21 protein-coding genes are annotated in these 19,384 nt (G+C 41.9%); 16 read left to right on the top strand and 5 right to left on the bottom strand.

Translation table 11 applies throughout. The features are described 5' to 3' along the window. Positions 1 to 52: 52 nt before the first annotated feature. From DCC39_RS12770 to DCC39_RS12760, 3 genes are all read right to left on the bottom strand, one after another. Entirely contained in the window at positions 53 to 508 is a 456-nt protein-coding gene (locus DCC39_RS12770) for a hemerythrin domain-containing protein (RefSeq protein ID WP_240613638.1), read from the bottom strand. A gap of 326 nt (positions 509 to 834) precedes the next feature. After that, on the bottom strand, positions 835 to 1,224 hold the full coding sequence (locus tag DCC39_RS12765; protein WP_116555289.1) for a hypothetical protein: 390 nt from the start codon (positions 1,222 to 1,224) through the stop codon (positions 835 to 837). 1 nt (position 1,225) lies between these two features. Beyond that, complete coding sequence (locus DCC39_RS12760) at positions 1,226 to 1,426, bottom strand: helix-turn-helix transcriptional regulator (protein WP_116555288.1); 201 nt, start codon at positions 1,424 to 1,426, stop codon at positions 1,226 to 1,228. Between the two features lie 380 nt (positions 1,427 to 1,806). On the opposite strand from DCC39_RS12760, the gene DCC39_RS12755 reads away from it, so the two are divergent. From DCC39_RS12755 to DCC39_RS12710, 10 genes are all read left to right on the top strand, one after another. Beyond that, complete coding sequence (locus DCC39_RS12755; protein ID WP_116555287.1) at positions 1,807 to 3,639, top strand: assimilatory sulfite reductase (NADPH) flavoprotein subunit; 1,833 nt, start codon at positions 1,807 to 1,809, stop codon at positions 3,637 to 3,639. 32 nt (positions 3,640 to 3,671) lie between these two features. Further along, positions 3,672 to 5,396, top strand: a complete 1,725-nt coding sequence (gene cysI, locus DCC39_RS12750; protein WP_116555286.1) for an assimilatory sulfite reductase (NADPH) hemoprotein subunit — start codon at positions 3,672 to 3,674, stop codon at positions 5,394 to 5,396. 119 nt (positions 5,397 to 5,515) lie between these two features. Beyond that, a complete protein-coding gene (locus DCC39_RS12745; protein ID WP_240613640.1) occupies positions 5,516 to 5,650 on the top strand; it encodes a YezD family protein in 135 nt (44 codons plus the stop codon). Positions 5,651 to 5,747: 97 nt separating this feature from the next. Continuing rightward, positions 5,748 to 6,458, top strand: coding sequence for a phosphoadenylyl-sulfate reductase (locus DCC39_RS12740; RefSeq protein ID WP_116555284.1), 711 nt, complete (start codon positions 5,748 to 5,750; stop codon positions 6,456 to 6,458). Positions 6,459 to 6,626: 168 nt separating this feature from the next. Next, on the top strand, positions 6,627 to 7,694 hold the full coding sequence (locus DCC39_RS12735; RefSeq protein WP_116555283.1) for an inorganic phosphate transporter: 1,068 nt from the start codon (positions 6,627 to 6,629) through the stop codon (positions 7,692 to 7,694). Position 7,695: 1 nt separating this feature from the next. Next, a complete protein-coding gene (gene sat, locus DCC39_RS12730) occupies positions 7,696 to 8,838 on the top strand; it encodes a sulfate adenylyltransferase (protein WP_116555282.1) in 1,143 nt (380 codons plus the stop codon). Positions 8,839 to 8,850: 12 nt separating this feature from the next. Then, positions 8,851 to 9,450, top strand: a complete 600-nt coding sequence (gene cysC, locus DCC39_RS12725) for an adenylyl-sulfate kinase (RefSeq protein ID WP_116555281.1) — start codon at positions 8,851 to 8,853, stop codon at positions 9,448 to 9,450. 122 nt (positions 9,451 to 9,572) lie between these two features. After that, on the top strand, positions 9,573 to 10,352 hold the full coding sequence (cobA, locus tag DCC39_RS12720) for a uroporphyrinogen-III C-methyltransferase (RefSeq protein WP_116555280.1): 780 nt from the start codon (positions 9,573 to 9,575) through the stop codon (positions 10,350 to 10,352). Positions 10,353 to 10,365: 13 nt separating this feature from the next. Beyond that, positions 10,366 to 11,151, top strand: a complete 786-nt coding sequence (locus DCC39_RS12715) for a sirohydrochlorin chelatase (protein WP_165820867.1) — start codon at positions 10,366 to 10,368, stop codon at positions 11,149 to 11,151. 352 nt (positions 11,152 to 11,503) lie between these two features. After that, positions 11,504 to 11,983, top strand: coding sequence for a PCYCGC motif-containing (lipo)protein (locus DCC39_RS12710; RefSeq protein WP_116555278.1), 480 nt, complete (start codon positions 11,504 to 11,506; stop codon positions 11,981 to 11,983). Positions 11,984 to 12,086: 103 nt separating this feature from the next. On the opposite strand, the gene DCC39_RS12705 is transcribed toward DCC39_RS12710, so the two are convergent. Then, positions 12,087 to 13,196: a nitric oxide synthase oxygenase gene (locus DCC39_RS12705; RefSeq protein WP_116555277.1), complete on the bottom strand. Its 1,110-nt coding sequence runs from the start codon at positions 13,194 to 13,196 to the stop codon at positions 12,087 to 12,089. Between the two features lie 188 nt (positions 13,197 to 13,384). On the opposite strand from DCC39_RS12705, the gene DCC39_RS12700 reads away from it, so the two are divergent. From DCC39_RS12700 to DCC39_RS12680, 4 genes are all read left to right on the top strand, one after another. Next, positions 13,385 to 13,861 (top strand): DUF2243 domain-containing protein, encoded by a 477-nt coding sequence (locus DCC39_RS12700; RefSeq protein ID WP_116555276.1) that lies wholly within the window; start codon positions 13,385 to 13,387, stop codon positions 13,859 to 13,861. A 1-nt stretch (position 13,862) separates the two neighbouring features. After that, on the top strand, positions 13,863 to 14,663 hold the full coding sequence (locus DCC39_RS12695) for a cytochrome c oxidase assembly protein (protein ID WP_407071856.1): 801 nt from the start codon (positions 13,863 to 13,865) through the stop codon (positions 14,661 to 14,663). A gap of 168 nt (positions 14,664 to 14,831) precedes the next feature. After that, positions 14,832 to 15,296 carry a hypothetical protein gene (locus tag DCC39_RS12690; RefSeq protein WP_116555275.1) on the top strand — a complete coding sequence of 155 codons (465 nt, stop codon included), beginning with the start codon at positions 14,832 to 14,834 and terminating at the stop codon, positions 15,294 to 15,296. A 323-nt stretch (positions 15,297 to 15,619) separates the two neighbouring features. After that, a complete protein-coding gene (locus tag DCC39_RS12680) occupies positions 15,620 to 16,198 on the top strand; it encodes a hypothetical protein (protein ID WP_116555274.1) in 579 nt (192 codons plus the stop codon). 30 nt (positions 16,199 to 16,228) lie between these two features. On the opposite strand, the gene DCC39_RS12675 is transcribed toward DCC39_RS12680, so the two are convergent. Beyond that, on the bottom strand, positions 16,229 to 16,741 hold the full coding sequence (locus DCC39_RS12675; RefSeq protein WP_116555273.1) for a YusW family protein: 513 nt from the start codon (positions 16,739 to 16,741) through the stop codon (positions 16,229 to 16,231). Positions 16,742 to 17,005: 264 nt separating this feature from the next. Between DCC39_RS12675 and DCC39_RS12670 the strand changes: the two genes are divergently transcribed. Together DCC39_RS12670 and DCC39_RS12665 are read left to right on the top strand one after the other, a co-directional pair. Then, entirely contained in the window at positions 17,006 to 18,352 is a 1,347-nt protein-coding gene (locus DCC39_RS12670; protein ID WP_116555272.1) for a cytochrome ubiquinol oxidase subunit I, read from the top strand. Continuing rightward, positions 18,349 to 19,374, top strand: a complete 1,026-nt coding sequence (locus tag DCC39_RS12665) for a cytochrome d ubiquinol oxidase subunit II (RefSeq protein ID WP_116555271.1) — start codon at positions 18,349 to 18,351, stop codon at positions 19,372 to 19,374. The genes DCC39_RS12670 and DCC39_RS12665 overlap by 4 nt, the downstream gene beginning before the upstream one ends. The last annotated feature ends 10 nt before the right edge of the window (positions 19,375 to 19,384 follow it).

Raw genomic sequence — 19,384 nt, 5'->3', positions numbered from 1 at the left:
GAAAATAAAAGCTCTTGTAAAGGTAGAATGCTATAAATGTAAATAAAAAGTTTTAGTGAAAATAGGGTGCTAGTTCTTGAAGGCGTTCTTCAGGCAACGCTTTTTCGATCATGGGGAAAATAACCCGTTCTTCTTTTCGAATATGAGTCTCAAGAAGCAAGCCTAATTCATGCATCACTGGCAGATCATGTTCTTTGGATCGAAGAAGGGTGTCAATGAATGAGCGAATTTGTACATGTTCAAGAAGCATCTCTTTAATTTCCTGACGATCAATGGAAGCATATTGAGCAAAAGCAGGTAGCAGGATTTCTTCCTCTTCACGGAAATGCTGTTGACCTTCTGGAATCCAGAATTCGCGCAAATCGTTTATAATTTCCTCCAATATAAGCCTGCTTTCCTCAGTGCCTGCTCTCCTTAATTTTAAACCTGTGTGAAGACCGATCATATGGTGCCGAGACAATGGCTGCAACACTTTATGCCTTTTTAAACCTCTATGTTTTCCTTCCAATTGTATTCTCTCCAATCATTTTGATCTGTGTGTAAAGAATTGGCCAAGAATGCTAAAAAATAATCAACAGAGTGTGTGTACCTTAATGAAGTGTGCACACTCTTTTTGTGTTTGTAGCAATTGAACAGTGGGTTTTTGAAAAACAAAAAATACGGATGTGGCGAATGCAGACGCAACTGCTAAAAAAGCCCCCTTAGAAAAAGGAGAGCCGACGGTTCTTATTGCAATCACGGGTGAATACCCTCCATTTAAACGGGCGTGAATCGCGCAAAAAAAGATTTCCATATGACACTGGAGTAAATGCCAACAAAATAATTCATATATATTTACTGATACTTTTTAGCGACCAAAAATTCCACAAAAGGCAATATTATCATCGCTAAACCTAATATACCTAATAGAAAAACATTGATTGTACCGTTTATTAATTTGTCAGCAGCCACTGCTGCCAAAATAAAGAATAATAGAATGAAGTAACTGATTTTCGAGCTTTCTTCCGTAATTCTTTGTCCAAGCTCTTCTTCGAGTAATATTCCGTCTTTTTCTTCCTTATTTCCCCACGTAATGGCAGAGAAAAACATCATCAATAACGTCCCAATTACAATAACTTCATTGAATCCAACTTCTTTTCCAGTAATAATTTTAAAAATTGAATAGCCGATCACAATTAGAGTGGCAGCTCCAATTATAATTGCACCTATTTTTCGAGTACTCATTTTAAATCTCCTCCCCACTCAAAAATAAATTATCAATCTTAACGCCTAAAGTCTTCGAAAGATTAAAAGCTAATTGTAAACTTGGGTCATATTTGTTATTTTCAATCGCATTAATAGTTTGCCTACTTACATTACATAAATCAGCTAATTCCCCTTGGGAAATACCTTTCTTTTCTCGGTATTCCTTTATTCTATTTCGCATACGAACGACACCTTCAAATTTAAAATGATGTAAAACTTATTTTACACCATCATTATAAATTAAGACGAAAAGGCTGACAAACATTTTTTACAGCCATTCGTTTTTTACATATTTTCTGGCATTCCACACGATTATCCGATTTAGTGTTATGTAAACATAAAACTTTAAAAACAGGTTTGCTACACAATAATCCGAATACCTTATAGAAATTATTTAAAATATACTTGACACATCGGAATAATGGACATAGAATCTAAGTAATCTTAAATAACGGGAATCTTATTTATTCGCTGACTAGACAAACTAGAGGCGGTTTTAATCAATGATTGGTTAAAGCTGCCTTTTTTTAATGAAAAAATTTCATGGTGAGGGAGATTAAATTGCAACTTCAAGTAATGAACAGTCCTTTTAATAAGGAACAGGTTGAGCTTCTCAATCAGCTATTGCCAAATCTTTCAGAGATCCAGCGTGTGTGGTTAAGTGGATATCTTTCCGCTATTCCCGGAACAGGGAGTGAAGCGGCTGCAAGTATTGTCCTTGAGGATCCCGCTGTTGCATCTGCCCCAAATGCTCTTGCTTCGAATCAAGAGGTGACCGTGCTTTTCGGTTCGCAAACAGGCAACTGCCAGGAGCTTGCCGAAAGCATAACAGGAAAAATGAAGGAAAAAGGCTTTCAAGTAACGCTATCTTCTATGAACGATTTCAAGCCAAATACATTGAAAAAGGTTAAGAATCTACTTATTGTGGTCAGCACCCACGGGGAGGGAGATCCTCCTGACAATGCGCTGTCTTTCTACGAGTTCCTTAACAGCAGAAGAGCACCGAAATTGGAAGAGTTACGGTATTCCGTGCTTTCTTTAGGAGACAGTTCCTACGATTTTTTCTGCCAAACTGGCAAAGAATTCGATGAAAGATTGAAAGAGTTGGGAGCAGAAAGCCTTTGGCCGAGAATGGATTGTGATCTGGATTTTGACGAAACGGCAGAGGAATGGATGGAAGGGGTTTTAAGCGCCCTTAGTGAAGGGAGCGGCGGCAATGCCGGAAGGAAAGAGGCGACACTTGTCTTTTCTTCTCCTGCAAAAACCGTTTATTCAAGGACGAATCCTTTTCAAGCGGAAGTGTTGGAGAATTTGAACCTTAACGGCAGAGGGTCGAATAAAGAAACTCGCCACCTCGAATTGTCGCTTGAAGGCTCAAATTTTCAATTTGAACCAGGCGACAGCTTAGGCATCTATCCGGAAAACGATCCGGCGCTTGTGGACACTCTTATTGATGAGATGGGCTGGGACCCTGAAGAGCTTGTTCCGATAAACAAGCAAGGAGAGGAGCGAACGCTTCAGGAAGCATTGCGCAATCATTTTGAGATTACTGTGTTGACAAAGCCTTTATTGAAGCAAGCGGTTCAGCTTTTTCCAAATGAAAAATTAAAGGATTTGATGGAGCCAGAAAGAGAACAAGCGCTTAAAAATTATCTGAATGGCAGGGATCTGCTTGATTTCGTGAAAGACTTCTCTCTTTCAACTGTTCCGGCTCGCGAATTCATACCGATGCTCAGGAAAATGCCTGCACGCCTTTACTCGATTGCAAGCAGTTACCTTGCGAATCCAGATGAAGTGCATCTTACCATCGGAACTGTCCGTTATCATACCCATGGCCGTGCGCGAGCCGGCGTCTGCTCCATCCAATGCGCCGAGCGTGTGCAGCCGGGGGATACGCTGCCCGTCTATCTTCACCGCAATCCGAATTTTAAATTGCCGCCTGAACCGGATCGGCCGATTATTATGATCGGGCCTGGCACAGGCATCGCTCCATTTCGTTCTTTTCTGGAAGAGAGGGAAGAAATTGGAGCGACCGGGAAGACATGGCTGTTTTTCGGCGATCAACATTACGTGACGGATTTTCTTTATCAGATAGAATGGCAGCGTTGGCTGAAGGACGGGGTTCTGACCCGAATGGATGTTGCTTTTTCCCGCGATACGGCTGAGAAAATTTATGTCCAGCACCGCATGCTTGAGAAAAGCAAGGATCTTTTTACATGGTTGGAGGAAGGCGCAGCGATCTACGTTTGCGGCGATGAGAAACATATGGCAAAAGATGTCCATCACACATTGGAGACCATTCTAAAAACTGAGGGCCATATGAGCAAGGAGGAAGCTGAGGGCTACCTCATCGAAATGCAAAGACAAAACAGATATCAACGCGATGTGTATTAGAAAATAAAATGATGGGGAAAGGGGAACGAAAAATGAGTGAAGGCAAAGTTGCTCCATTACAGGATGGCCCGCCAAGCGATGTTGAGAGAATTAAACGCGAAAGTAATTATTTGCGCGGGACGCTAAAAGAAACGATGGAAGAGCAGATCAGTGCCGGTATTCCGGATGATGACAACCGATTAATGAAATTCCACGGCAGCTATTTGCAAGATGATCGCGATCTGAGAAATGAACGCCAAAGGCAGAAGCTCGAACCTGCTTACCAGTTCATGGTTCGGGTGCGAGCCCCGGGAGGAGTGACAACCCCGGAGCAATGGCTTGCCATTGACGATATTGCGCGAAAGTACGGAAATGGCTCGATCCGCTTGACGACAAGGCAATCGTTTCAGCTGCACGGGATTTTAAAATGGAATATGAAAAAAGCAATAAAAGACATTAATGAAACGCTGTTGACAACCCTTGCCGCCTGCGGTGATGTGAACCGGAATGTGATGTGCAATCCGAATCCTTATCAATCTGATATTCATTCGGAAGTTTATGAGTGGGCGGCAAAACTTAGTGAACATCTTTCGCCAAGAACGGCTGCTTATCACGAAATTTGGCTTGATGGCGAAAAAATGGTAGATAGCAGAGAATCAACAAAAGAAACTGAACCCATTTATGGTCCGGTCTACTTGCCGCGGAAGTTTAAAATTGGCATCGCCGTCCCGCCTTCGAACGACGTTGACGTTTTTTCACAGGATTTAGGCTTTATCGCTATCGTGGAAGAAGGCAAGCTGCAAGGATTTAACGTCGTTGTCGGGGGAGGCATGGGAATGACACACGGCGACCCGGCGACTTACCCACAAGTTGGCCGTGTTATCGGTTTTTGCAAGCCTGATGAAGTGATCGATGTTGCCGAGAAAATTGTTATGATCCAACGGGATTATGGCAATCGTTCCGTTAGAAAGAACGCCCGCTTTAAATACACAATTGACGCCCGGGGCTTGGATTGGTTGATTGGCGAGCTTCACGATAGGCTTGGATGGCGCCTTGAACAGGCACATTCCTATCATTTCGAGCATAATAGTGATCGATACGGTTGGGCGAAAGGGAGCAATGGGAAATGGCATTTGACATTATTTATTCAAAATGGACGCATTAAAGACGATGAAGAGTATCTGTTAATGACTGGCCTGCGCGAAATTGCCAACATTCATCATGGAGATTTCCGGCTTACCCCGAACCAAAATGTCATTATCGGTAATGTGGCGGAGGAAGATAAGCATCAAATTGATCAATTGATTGAAAAATACAATCTTTCAGATGGAACATATAACTCCGCACTAAGAAGAAATTCCATGGCATGTGTCGCCCTTCCGACATGCGGGCTCGCTATGGCTGAATCGGAACGTTACCTTCCCACATTGCTAACGAAGTTGGAATTGGTTTTGGATGAAGCGGGTTTACGTGATGAAGAAATTACGATTCGGATGTCTGGCTGCCCAAACGGCTGCTCCCGCCCGGCATTAGCTGAAATTGCGTTCGTCGGGAAAGCGCCTGGCAAATATAACGTATACATGGGAGGCGGTTTTGCAGGGGAAAGGCTAAATAAGCTATACAAAGAGAATATCGGGGAAACGGAAATTTTGGAAACATTAAAGCCGATTCTTTTTCACTACGCAAAAGAAAGAGAGCAAGATGAACACTTCGGTGATTTTGTTATTCGAGCCGGTTATGTAGACGAAGTAAAGTCTGGACTTGACTTTCATAACTAAATGTTGACCCCTTCTTGACAATTTGGGGAAAGGTGGATAAAATAATAACAATATTTAAAACATAGTAAATTTATATGATAACTATAAAATTTACAAGGAGGCTGCAGGTGAAGGATAAATTGGAAAATTTTGACCAACTTTCCAAAGAAATTTTAAACATGTTAAAAACTTTATCCTACGGTTCCATTACAATTGTTGTCCAAGATGGAAAAGTCATTCAATTGGAAAAAAATGAAAAAGTAAGACTAAAATAGCGCTGACTAGACAAACTAGAGGCGGCTTTCCCCATGAATGTTATGGGGGAAAGCCGCCTATTTTTGTTCATACATCACTCGGCGGAAGGGGATTTAGATGGAGGAAGAATTAACATATACTACCTGGCATGATGAAAAGGCGCAAAGGATTGAAGCAGATTTTAAAGATAGCTTGGATGTGTTGAAATGGGCCTATCGTGAATACGGGGATCGCGTTGTCTATGCATGCAGCTTCGGGGCGGAAGGGATCGTATTGCTTGATCTGATAAACAAAGTCAAAAAAAATGCCAAGGTCCTCTTTTTAGATACGAACCTTCATTTCAAAGAGACGTATGACTTAATTTCAAAAGTGAAAAAGCGATATCCAGAACTTCAAATCGATATGAAGAAACCTAGGCTAACCCTTTTGGAACAAGAAAAGGATTACGGCGAAAAATTATGGGAGCGCGACCCGAATCAATGCTGCCATATTCGGAAGGTCGAACCATTAACCGAATCACTCACCGGAACGCCAGCTTGGATTTCCGGTTTGCGAAGAGAACAATCCGATTCCAGGAAAAATACAAATTATTTAAATAAAGACAACAAATTTCAATCCATTAAAATCTGCCCGCTTATTCATTGGACATGGAAAGATGTCTGGATGTACATTACGCTGCACAACTTGGATTACAACGTCCTTCATGATCATGGCTATCCGAGCATCGGATGTGAAAAATGCACACTTCCTGCAACAGATCCATACGATACAAGATCAGGGCGCTGGGCCAATACCGGAAAAACAGAATGCGGCTTACATTCTATTTAACTTCAATCAGCTAAAATCCCTGGCTTCTGCAAGCGGCGATACAACATGCAAACAGGCAAATCATTCAGTACGGGTTCAAACTTCATCTGAATCTAGTGAAAACCTCCGGCGAATGCCATAGGTTTTACATCAAGGCGAATTTGATTGAAGAGAGTTTGTGATAAAAACATGTTCATGCTAATCGCTTTTACGGTTGCTTTATTTTTTGCGATGAACATAGGCGCAAGCGGAGCGGCGGCTTCCATGTCAATCGCTTACGGATCCGGGGCAATCAAGCGGAGAAAAGCAGCGCTTTTGTTGAGTGCGGCAGGCATTTTCGCCGGGGCGTCTCTTGGCGGGGGTGAAGTGATAAAAACGATCGGTTCAGGACTTATCCCGTCCTCGATCATCACAGTAAAACTGGCGATCATTATCCTTTCAAGCGCTGCGGTTACGCTGTTTATCGCGAACGTGCTTGGCATTCCGCTTTCAACGAGCGAAGTAACAGTTGGCTCGGTAATCGGTGTCGGAATCGCCTATGGTACGTTTCATGTTGAGAATGTTGTGATCATTGTCCTTTGGTGGATCGCGATTCCGATTTTTGCTTTTTTTCTCGCATTTTTCTTCGGAAAAGGTCTGGAAAAATGGAAAAAGCGATTTTCAACTTTTAAGAGTAAAAAATATCATAGAATCCTAGTATTCTTTGTTATTGTTGCTGGATTTTTAGAAGCCTTTTCTGCTGGGATGAATAATGCCGCCAATGCGGTTGGCCCTCTTGTTGGGGCAGGACTTATTTCAGTCGGAGGGGGCATGGTGCTCGGCGGTTTCTTTGTCGGATTGGGCGCGATGTTGCTGGGCGGAAAGGTCATGGAAACAAACGGCAAGAAAATTACGGATTTAACCTTAGCTCAAGGGGTCACAGTCTCTGGAACGAGCGCCATGCTCGTCATGGCCGCATCGATTTACGGCATCCCTGTTCCAATGACCCAGGTTACAACTTCAGGAATTTTAGGCATCGGTGCCTCAAAAAAAGGCGCGGAAATTTTTCAGCAAAGCATTATCAAAAAGATATTTACGGTGTGGGTAGTCTCGCCTGTCTTTTCGCTTGCTGTCGCTTATTTATTTGTGGAAATTTTTCTCGTACATGATTTGTATACGTTGCTTATCTTTGCAAGTGTCCTATTTGCAGCAATTGTAACAATGGTACGAATGAAACTAGTAAAAAAGGCCAGGAAATATAAACAAGGGAGGATCTAACATGGCAACAAGTGTCCCACATGGTGGGAAACTAATAAACCGGTTCGATGTCTCAATCCCTGTTAAGCATATTCAAAGTAAAATTGAGCTTGACTCCATTTCCCTAAGTGATTTGGAATTAATCGCCAACGGGGCATATAGCCCGCTTACAGGGTTTTTGGGTGAAAAAGATTACAATGCGGTCGTTGAACAGATGAGATTGGAAGACGGCACGATTTGGAGTATTCCGATCATGCTGCCGACAGATGAACAAACGGCAAATGAATTAAGTATTGGCAGGGAAGCGAAGCTTGTCTACCAAAATACGGTTTATGGCGTCATTCACGTCACCGAAATATTTGTGCCAGATAAACAAAAGGAAGCCGAAAATGTGTATGGGACAACAGATGCAGCCCACCCTGGTGTTAAGAAGCTCTATGAACGGCCAGATGTATACGTTGCGGGCCCCATCACTCTCATAAAAAAGCCGGATAAAGAATTTCCAGCTTTTCATCTTGAACCAAAAGAAACGAGAGAACATTTTAAAAAGCAGGGCTGGAAGACAGTGGTCGGCTTTCAAACGCGCAATCCTGTCCACCGTGCTCATGAATACATTCAAAAAGCTGCCCTTGAAATGGTCGACGGGTTATTTTTAAATCCGCTTGTCGGTGAAACGAAAGCAGATGATATCCCGGCAGATGTCCGAATGGAAAGCTATCAAGTCCTGCTCGAAAACTATTATCCGAAAGAACGGGTATTTCTCGCTGTTTTTCCAGCAGCGATGAGGTACGCAGGTCCTCGCGAAGCAATTTTTCACGCAATCGTCCGAAAAAATTTTGGCTGCACTCACTTTATTGTAGGGAGAGACCATGCAGGAGTCGGAAACTATTATGCAACCTACGAGGCCCAGGAGCTTATCAGCCAGTTCGAGGATGAGATTGGCATTCATATTTTAAAATTTGAACATAGCTTTTACTGCAAGGCTTGCGAAAATATGGCTTCTTCAAAAACTTGTGGGCATCGTGCTGATCAGCATTTGATTTTATCAGGGACAAAAGTTCGGGAAATGCTCCGGAATGGAGAGTACCCGCCAAAAGAGTTTAGCCGTCCGGAAGTAATCGAAGTATTGATTAAAGGAATGAAAAAAGCAGATACGAAAGTGTAGGAGGCTTACAGAATGACGAGTAATTTGACGTGGCACAAAACGGCTGTTTCGAAGGAAGACCGGGTAAGGCTGAATGGCCATCGAAGCGCTGTACTCTGGCTGACAGGGTTGTCAGGCTCTGGAAAGTCAACATTGGCTAATGCCATTGATTTGAAATTGCACGAAAGCCTTGTGAGAAGCTATGTACTTGATGGGGACAATATTAGGCATGGGTTAAACAAAGGACTCGGCTTTAGTGAAGAGGATCGCAAAGAGAACATCCGCCGGATCGGTGAAGTTGCAAAGCTGTTCGTCGATAGCGGGCAAATTGTTTTGACTGCTTTTATTTCCCCATTCCAAGAAGATCGAAATCGGGTAAGGGCATTATTTCGCAAAGATGAATTTATTGAGGTGTATGTCAAATGCGCACTCGATGTTTGTGAAACACGCGATCCAAAAGGCTTATATAAAAAAGCAAGGAACGGAGAAATTCCTGATTTTACCGGGATTAGCTCCCCGTATGAAGCGCCGGCCGAGCCAGAATTAACGATTGAGACGGATCGTTTGTCAATTGATGAAGCTTCCGACATCGTCATGCAATACTTAAAAACGGAAGGAATAATAGCGCCGTAACGGCGCTTACACCCTAAGAAAAAACGCTTGCGCGTTCTTTTCTGGAAGCCAGAAACCAGATTGGTCTAAATTTGGAAAGAGCCAATTTAAACTTTCTTATCTTTTAAAAAAAGGAGGGCGCCATGGAACAGGGAAAAGTGTATATTGTCGGGGCGGGGCCGGGAGATCCCGAGTTGATTACATTAAAAGGGCTGCGCGCCATCAAAGAAGCTGATGTTATTTTGTATGATCGATTAATTAATGGCGAATTGCTCACTTACGCAAAACCGGGTGCAGAACAGATTTTTTGCGGGAAACAGCCAAATTTCCATGTTCTCAAGCAAGAGACAATCAATCAATTGCTTGTACACCATGCACTGAAAGGCAAGATTGTTACAAGGTTAAAAGGCGGTGATCCGTTCGTTTTTGGGCGCGGTGGAGAAGAAGCAGAGCATCTGGCAAAACATCACATTGCTTATGAAATCATCCCGGGAATCACCTCTGGCATCGCAGCGCCTGCTTATGCCGGCATCCCAGTGACGCACCGGGAATATAGCCAGTCCTTTGCGATCATTACAGGCCATCAATGTCATGATAACGGCGATATCCAATGGGAAAGCCTCGCAAAAGGCATTGACACACTTGCGATTTATATGGGGGTAAAAAAGCTTCCATACATATGTGAACAGCTTATAAAATATGGACGGCATCCAGGCACGCCGGCGGTGCTTGTTTATTGGGGAACAACTGAAAACCAGCTTAACGTAACTGGGACACTCGAAACGATTGTACAAGAAGCAAGAAAATCTAACATTCAAAACCCTTCAATCATCATCATTGGTGACGTCGTAAAATTGGGTGAAAAATTAAACTGGTTCCAGCATGAAACGAACGAACAACAAGTATTACGTGCTGTGCTTTAAAAGAAGGTGGGGAATGATGAAAGCCGTTCTGTATGTTGCGCATGGAAGCCGAATGAAAGAGGCAGTTCAGGAAACAAGCGTTTTCGTCAAAAAAATGATGAAGCGGGTCGATGTCCCTATCCAAACGCTTTGTTTTATCGAGTTGGCAAAGCCGACGATTCAAGAAGGGATCGCTCAATGTATCGAAGAAGGCGCCACACATATTGCGGTCGTTCCGATTCTATTGTTAAAAGCTGGACATGCCAAACGTGACATTCCACAAGAAATCGCAAAAGCGAAAGAAACGTTTCCCCATGTGTCTTTTTCATATGGACGCCCATTTGGCGTACACGAATCAATGATTGATGTATTGGTTGAGCGGATAAAAGAACAGCAAACCCGGATTTTGCCCGAATCCCGGGTGTTGCTTGTCGGCAGGGGGAGCAGTGATCCTAGCGTTCTAGCTGATTTTTATAAAATAAAAGAACGTTTGAGCAAAAAGCTCAATGTCGCATCGATTAATGTCTGTTACCTTGCTGCAGCAGAACCGCATCTTCACGAGGGCTTACATCAAGAAATAAAAAGCGATGCGAAGCAAATTTTTATTGTACCTTATTTGCTTTTCACCGGATTATTAATGAAGTCATTAGAGGAGAAAATAAAAAGCATAGAATCAAGGAATCAAACGTTTATCCTTTGTAAGCATATGGGATATCATGAAAAAATAGCCGGTTTATTTTTAAATCGAGTGCAGGAAGCGCTAAACGAGGGGAACAAAGGAATGCTTCAATTGAAAGGACGAAATCGGTCTTATTCTTGAGTCTATTTCACTTAAAAACGAAGAAAAATGATTGCGGCAGCAAAAAAAGAAATCCTTCCTAAGATGAACTAAAGAGACAACGGCTTCCAATAAACATTGGGAGCTTTTTTTGTGCAGGAAGAACAAATTGCGTCTACAATGCAAGAAATAAGAAATGGCAGAGGAACAAGCGAATAATGCAACCAGCCATGCATGGCTGGTGAACCGAGAAAAATCAAGTAAACAAAACGGAAGAGTCTGCATTTAGTTGTTGGATGACTTTAAATCGTAAGAATTTGTTCACGCTTTTATTTTGAATGATCGATTGGATGAATTACAATAAAAGCATCGATTTGCAAAGGAGTGAAACGTTTTGCGAAAAATAGCTATTGTACTATTGCTTCTTTCAGTTGGTTTGCTGGGGGCTTGTTCAACAAATCATGATAAAGAACGGCATGATGAAGAAGGTTCTCATGTGATGGAGGACTTAAGGGAAGAGACCGTCTCGCAAAGTGAGCTTCCAGCCTTTTTAAACAACAAATCAGACGATATGAAGATGGTTTATACAGCGGTCGCACAACATCAAGATTTGCTGGAGCAAATCCCTTGTTATTGTGGATGCGGAGAAACGGTTGGGCACAAGGATAATTATGACTGCTTTATCCATGAAAACAAGGAAGATGGATCTGTTGTATGGGATGACCATGCGACGAGATGCCAGGCTTGCCTGGATATTGCCGCAGAATCGATTGTTCTGTTTAATGAAGGAAAGCCAGTGAAAGACATTCGAAGCATAATTGATGATAAATATAAAGAAGGCTATGCGGAACCGACACCTACACCCGAGGTATAAAAAAAGGCTTCCTCCAATTTTTTGGGGAAGCTTTTTAAGACAAGGTTTCAATGTATCTTTCAAGGTTTAAAAGCAGTGCAGGTATTCAGCGAATAAGTATTTGTTATGGTATGCCGACGTATGGATGCTCTTGGTAGAAAAAATTAGGTTTTACAACCTCATTATGATATGACTGATGGAATATGTGGGTCGTTGCAGGAGAGAGCGGTGGAATTAGCCAAGTCCAATTTCCTGTAATATCTCTTCCTTTTAGTTCTTCAATTTTTTCAAAGCTTTTAAATTGTTTAGCTGCGGTGTGATGGTCGACGATGGTGACACCCGCTTTTTTGAAAGAACTCAATACTGCAACGTTTAGTTCGACGAGCGCTTTATCCTTCCACAAAGACTGGTTTGATTTCGTCTCAAGACCCATAAGCTCTGCAACTTTAGGAAGAAGGTTATAGCGGTATTCATCCGCCAAATTCCTGGCACCGATCTCTGTACCCATATACCAGCCATTGAAAGGAGCCATTGGATAGTGGATGCCGCCGATTTCTAATCGCATATCTGAAATAATTGGAACTGCATACCACTTTATTCCCAATTCAGTAAAACCTTTCAGTTGAGGATGGGTAATGTCCACTTCTTTTATAAGTTCTTCCGGGATCGTAAAATATTGAGGGTTTTGTCCTTTTATTTGAATGACAAGCGGAAGAACATCAAATGAAGTCCTTCTCCCTTTCCATCCTAGCTCTTCACACAATTTAGTAAACTCAATTGAAGTCGAATCTCCGGTTACGTTGTGTTCCTCCTCATAGCCTGCGTAGCGTATAAGTTGATGATTCCAGATTCGCATTGGATCTTGTCCATCTTTTCGAGGCGGGAAGATGGTAACCGTTGACCGAATTTTCCCTCCGTTTGTTGCATAATCGATATGTCTTGTGAGTGCTTTATAAGCTTCTTCGGCTGTTGTAACCTCCCGTTCGTCAAATACACGCAGTGTATTCCAAAACAACCGTCCAATGCAATTATTGCTATTGCGCCATGCCATTTTTGCACCGTGTTCAAGTTCGAATGTCGTATGGGTGTAAGTCCCCGTTTCTAAAATTTCTTTTCGAATTTCTTCTATGCGTTCCTTCTGTTTGTTTTGTGGCATGCCAAGTTCTTCATAACAACGGTGGATAAAATGTGCAGCTTCTTGAAAAGATGTATTGATTTTCGTTTGAATTCGCATCGCCTATCATCTCCAACAATGAAAGTATAACATTGAAAAATTCCTCGTCACAGTTTCAATTCCGCCAAATTAATGAACATTCCCAAGAACGGTTTTCTTAGCTCCTTATTATTTTTCAACGCGGTTTACAGGAAGTTTGGGAGGGTAAACTAAGTAATAATGATATGTAGAAAGGGGCGTATCGGAGGATGAAAGGGAGTGCTGATCAAACTGATCGTATTTCTTTTTCGAGGCGGAATATTTTATCAGGCTTCTTATTTGGACTTGGGATGATTGCTTTTCTAGATGAGGCTGTTTTTCATCAACTCTTGAATTGGCATCATTTTTACGATAAATCGACAACAAATGTAGGATTAATTTCTGACGGGCTGTTTCATGCGTTTAGCTGGTTTGCGACAATTGGAGGCTTGTTTCTATTTGCTGATCTCCGCCGCCGTCACGCTGTAAGGCTTACGAGATGGTGGGGCGGTGTCTTGCTTGGATCCGGATCGTTCCAGTTATACGACGGAATTATTCAGCATAAAATCATGCGCATCCATCAAATTCGTTATGTGGAAAACGTTTTGATGTATGATATCATCTGGAATTTAATTGCTATCGTATTGATCATAGCAGGGACTATCGTTCTGTTCACTCTCAGCGCGAAAGAGCGGAGGAGGGATTGAATTGAATGAAGCACATTTTGCTCACAGCATGGGCTTTCCCTTCGAATACATTTTTATCTTTCTATTCATCGGCTTGATTGTTATCTATGTTTGGGCCGGGCTGTCAACTAGTGCACGAAAGCATTTAAAAACGTGGCCGCTTTATCGCTATGTTCTATGGATACTTGGTGTTTTTAGCGCAGCGGCAGCTGTGGTTGGCCCTCTTGCGGCTCGCGCCCATTCAGATTTTGCCGTTCATATGGTTGGCCATCTATTGCTTGGAATGCTGGCTCCACTTTTATTTGTTCTTGCGGCGCCTATGACGCTTCTTTTGCGAACAGTCAGCGTTGCGGCTGCGCGCCGCATATCGAAGCTGCTAAGGAGCTGGCCGGTGCGTATTGTTCATCATCCTATCGTTGCATCTTTCTTGAATATTGGAGGCCTTTGGGTCTTGTATACGACTAATTTATATGAGGCAATGGGGGAAAATTTTCTTTTGCATGTTCTCGTACATCTTCATGTATTTCTAGCCGGTTATGTATTTACAGCCTCGATGATTTATATTGATCCTATAGCCCATCGGTTTAGCTTTATCTTTCGGTCGATTGCCTTCATTTTTGCTTTAGCTGGACACCAGATTTTATCAAAATACATTTATGCTTATCCACCGAATGGTGTGGCGCGGACAGAAGCTGAGGCAGGCGGCATGATTATGTATTACGGCGGGGATGCAATTGACCTTATGATCATTTTCATCCTGTGCTATCAATGGTTCCGTGAGACCCGCCCTCGTTCGTCGATAGCTGTGAATCAATCTGGGTAACCTGAAAAATTTTCTGCAACATTCGTGAGAAGCTATAAAACGTTAACAAATAAATGCTAGGCGATTTGCCGATTCTAAACGTACTACTTTGTTCAAGGTTTTTTTCTTTTTACATGTTATTCTGAATGAAGTGCAATCAGAATATTGACTGTAAGGAGTGTTAACGTTTTGCGAAAAATTGCTATTCTACTATTGCCTCTCTCTCTAAGTTTGATGGGAGCCTGTTCGAACGAGAACACAGAGAGTGAAAAAGTGGTTAAGGAGAATGAAGGATCAACCGGCTCGCACATTGATGAGCATACCTGGGATGAGTTGATTGAGGAAACAGATAATGAAGCGATGAAAGGGGTTGTTGATGAGACCGTAACTGAAAAAGAAGAGGAGATAGAGAAAGCGAAAGTCGCTACAACAACTGAAGATTATGAAGACCTTCAATCCATTGATGAGGGGCAATTTAATCCTTCCGATTACGAAGTCCGAATTTTGACGGATAATGCAAATAAACGTGTTCTAATGTTTATAGATGATCATGACAAGCGAAGCTTTAAGACCGTTAATGTAAAACATGATCATTTTCTAAAAGTGATTGACATTCAACAGAATCAATTAGTAATGAAGAAAAACATTTCATGACGACAGTATCCCCTTTGTTAATCGAAGGGGATTTAAAATTCTTACAATGATGGTAAAATGAGAGGAAAATACATCCAATGTTCTGGGTGAATTGATGAAAAGGGAAAAGAATTGCCCAAAATGCAATGGCAGTGAATTTGCAGAAGGTACGGATCTTATGTCGATTAAACCGTTAGATAAGAAACTTTCATTGGGTTCAAATAAAGTTTGCACATTTTGTTTGAATTGTGGGAAGTTGTTTCAATTCGGGTGGAGCATCCTGAAAAGTTTAGAGATTAACAAATCGAAAGGTTATTAGGTTCTTCATTGGGAGGGGGTTGCAGTTGGATAAAATCAAGATAAAACAAATGCGAAAGAAGCAGCTGTTTGTTACAAACGTTCTCCTGTTATGCTTATTATCCATCTATTTCACTGTGATCAGTAATTTCCCTGTAACAATGGCAGAGATGTTTTTTGTCCTAGGCGCTTGGTTATTTTTTCAGGCTACCGTAGGATTTTTCAAAAGAAATCCGACAAGATCCATCATTCCAATATTTGAGAAAGTAGCCATTTACGAGAAAGAAAAAATGGGAGATGAATGGAGAAAACAACGTAAAACAAGTGTTATTGTACAATTCCTATTAGGCGGCTTTATGCTTTTTCAGTTTTATTGGACTCATGGGTCGACAGATCCGATGTTTGAAAAGGATATTATGCCAGCACTTATTGTGATATTCTTGGTGGTCATTGCAATGGTCAATATTCAGTTACTCCTACACATTAAAAAGGTTGACCATGCAAAATCAGCTGAGGATTTAGCTGGCTACACGAAAAATGTGAACGTGATAGGGATTGCTACAGGGGTCACTATTGCTTTTGTGATGGTTGTGTTTATCATTTCATACGTCATGATGACAAGCTAATATAGTGATAAAGTCATCTCAAAAAATTTTTTACTTCCTATCTTCAAATTCAATTTTTGTTCCGTCATTAAATGTAATCTCGATTTCAATTTTTTTATAGTCTGTCGATAGATCAAAGACGTCTAATGTTTCTTTAATGGCATCTTCTTTACTTGTCTGTTTATCAATTGTCAGCTTTTTCACTAGTGGGTAGAGCTCATTAAAGGCTTCTTCCCCTTTTTTCTTCACACCGTTTATATCGTCTTCGATTTCTGCATCAATGGTTTGATCGTGCTTGCTTTTTTCGATTTCCGCTTCATATTCTTTATGGTCTGCATATTCAACTTCTAACTCAAAATCGGTGTAATCAAGTTCATCTATTTTATTTTGCATATCCTCTTGGTTTGGCGCTTCATTCGCTGCGCCATTTGTCACTTCTTCATTATTCGAACCCTGCCCCGTTTGCACAGGATCTTCTGTCGTTTGATTTCTTTCGGGCGTTCCACAGGCAGTCGTCAAGATAGCTAGGCTGGTTATTGAAAATATTATTAAATATTTCTTCATTCCTTTTGTCTCCTTTTAATAAAGATCATTCTTACTCATCTTCCACTTTGACAATATTTTAAACCTTTTATTTTAATTCATCCGGTTTTCACAAGATTTTCGTTCAAAGACATGAAAAGGGGGTACTATACTATAGTAGAGGTGATGAGCTTTGTATAAGAAACATGAGCGTTGGTTGATTATCCTTGCATTTGCAGTGGCGGCAATTTTGTTAGTCTCTTTAGTTTCCAGAGTCTTCAGGTAATAAGAAAGGATGGAACGGAAATGCTGAATGAGGACGCATTGTTTTACAGCCGAGTGTTGACCGAACTTACGCTTTCATTCCATATTATTTATGCGACGATAGGCGTAGGGGTCCCGCTCATGATTATGATCGCGCAATGGGTTGGAATTAAAAAGAATGATGAACATTACATTCTATTAGCAAGAAGATGGACAAGAGGGTTTGTCATTACTGTTGCAGTCGGCGTTGTGACAGGGACTGCCATCGGATTGCAGCTTTCGCTTTTATGGCCGAATTTCATGGAGCTTGCCGGTCATGTGATCGCTCTCCCGTTATTTATGGAAACATTCGCTTTCTTTTTTGAAGCTATTTTTTTGGGGATTTACTTGTATACATGGGATCGTTTTGAAAATCAGCGAAAACACCTTCTCCTCCTCATACCTGTAGCCATCGGCGCTTCATTTTCTGCTGTTTTTATTACGATGGTAAATGCTTTCATGAATGCGCCGCAAGGGTTTGAAATCATGAACGGTGAACTCGTCAATATTAACCCACTCGTTGCGATGTTCAACCCGGCCATGCCGACGAAAGTAGCCCATGTGGTGGCAACAGCATATATGACCGCGGCGTTTATTTTAGCTTCGATTGCTGCTTTTCGCCTTCTAAGAGGTTCGAATCATATTTATCATAAAAAAGCGTTATTTTTGACAATGAAATTAGGTTTGATTTTTTCGATTGCTACCGCGGTGATTGGTGATTTTTCAGGGAAGTATTTAGCTGAATATCAGCCAGAAAAGCTAGCGGCGGCAGAATGGCATTTTGAAACGGAAGAAAATGCGCCGCTCATCTTATACGGTGTCCTTGATGATGGCGAAGTGAAGTACGCATTCAAAATTCCAAGTGCGCTTAGCATTTTGGCGCACGGCTTCCCTTCTTCAGAAGTTGTTGGCCTTGATCAATTTGCAGATGATGAAATTCCACCGCTATCTATCCATTATATGTTTGACATTATGGTGACGATCGGGGTGTGGATGGTCATTTTATCGCTTGTTTTCTGGTTGGGGACGAGAAGAGGTTGGGCATTTATTCAAACCAAATGGTATCGCTGGCTGATCGTGCTTGGAGGCCCGTTATCAGTTATTGCCATCGAGGCCGGTTGGTGGCTTGCCGAGGTTGGCAGACAACCATGGGTGCTGCGTGGAGTGATGAGAACGGCGGAAGCTGCCACATCGAGCAACCAAGTTGACAAGATGCTCATCTTGTTCGCTGGCTTGTATTTGATTTTGGGAATTGGAAGCATTGTTGTATTAAGCCGGATGTTTCGCCGGAATCCTGTAGAACGTGAAATTGAGGATCGCAAAGCGGAGAAAGGCGGTGCCACGTCGTGAATTTAGAAATCCTGGGTATCGTTGTTTTGTGGACGTTTCTGTTTGGCTACGTGATCGTTGCTTCGATTGATTTTGGGGCAGGCTTTTTTAACGCGTACAGTTTGATCGTTGGAAAGCAAAAGATTCTTACGAATATTATTCAACGCTACCTTTCGCCGGTGTGGGAAGTGACAAACGTATTTCTTGTGTTCTTTTTCGTAGGGATTGTCGGCTTCTTCCCAAAAACAGCCTTCTACTATGGAACGATTTTACTTGTTCCTGCTAGCTTTGCCATTCTTTTGCTTGCAATCCGCGGGTCATATTATGCCTTTGAAACGTATGGAGCAAGAGGGCACAAAGGGTATTCTTTTATGTATGGACTGAGTGGGCTTCTGATTCCCGCTTCTCTATCCATTGTCTTTACAATATCAGAAGGCGGGTTTGTCTCATTAGTTGACGGCCAGCCCGTTTTAGATTACTGGACACTTTTTAAAAGTCCGCTTACGTGGAGTATTGTCCTTCTAAGCATTACGGCTGTCCTTTACATTTCTTCTGTCTTTTTGACATGGTATGCCAATAAAGCAAAGGATGTAGAAGCGACTGCATTAATGCGTAAATACGCGCTGATTTGGGCCTTGCCAATGATAATTACAGCGTCAGGAATTATTGTAGAACTTAGGGGACACAATCTCGAACATTTCAATCGGATGATTGATTTATGGTGGATGTTTGGCCTTTCATTTCTTTTATTTCTCAGTACGGTATGGATCATTTGGAATCGAAGGAGTTACGGCTTGGCGTTTGTCCTATTAGTCGGCCAATTTGCCTTAGCTTTCTTCGCTTACGGGATCTCGCACTATCCATATTTACTGTATCCGCTATTAACGATTTACGATAGCTTTACAAATCGGGCGATGGCCATTTCCCTTGTTGTCGCATTTATTGCAGGGCTCTGTTTGTTACTGCCTTCTTTATACTTATTGTTACGCTTGTTTTTATTTAACAAACGCTATGTCCGAGGAGATTCAGATTACCATCCATAAAAAGGAGAGA

It is taken from the genome of Pueribacillus theae (assembly GCF_003097615.1).
GTDB lineage: Bacteria > Bacillota > Bacilli > Bacillales > UBA6769 > Pueribacillus > Pueribacillus theae.
Note: the sequence above shows the minus strand (reverse complement) of the source record. Positions and strands in the feature narration are given on the sequence as shown.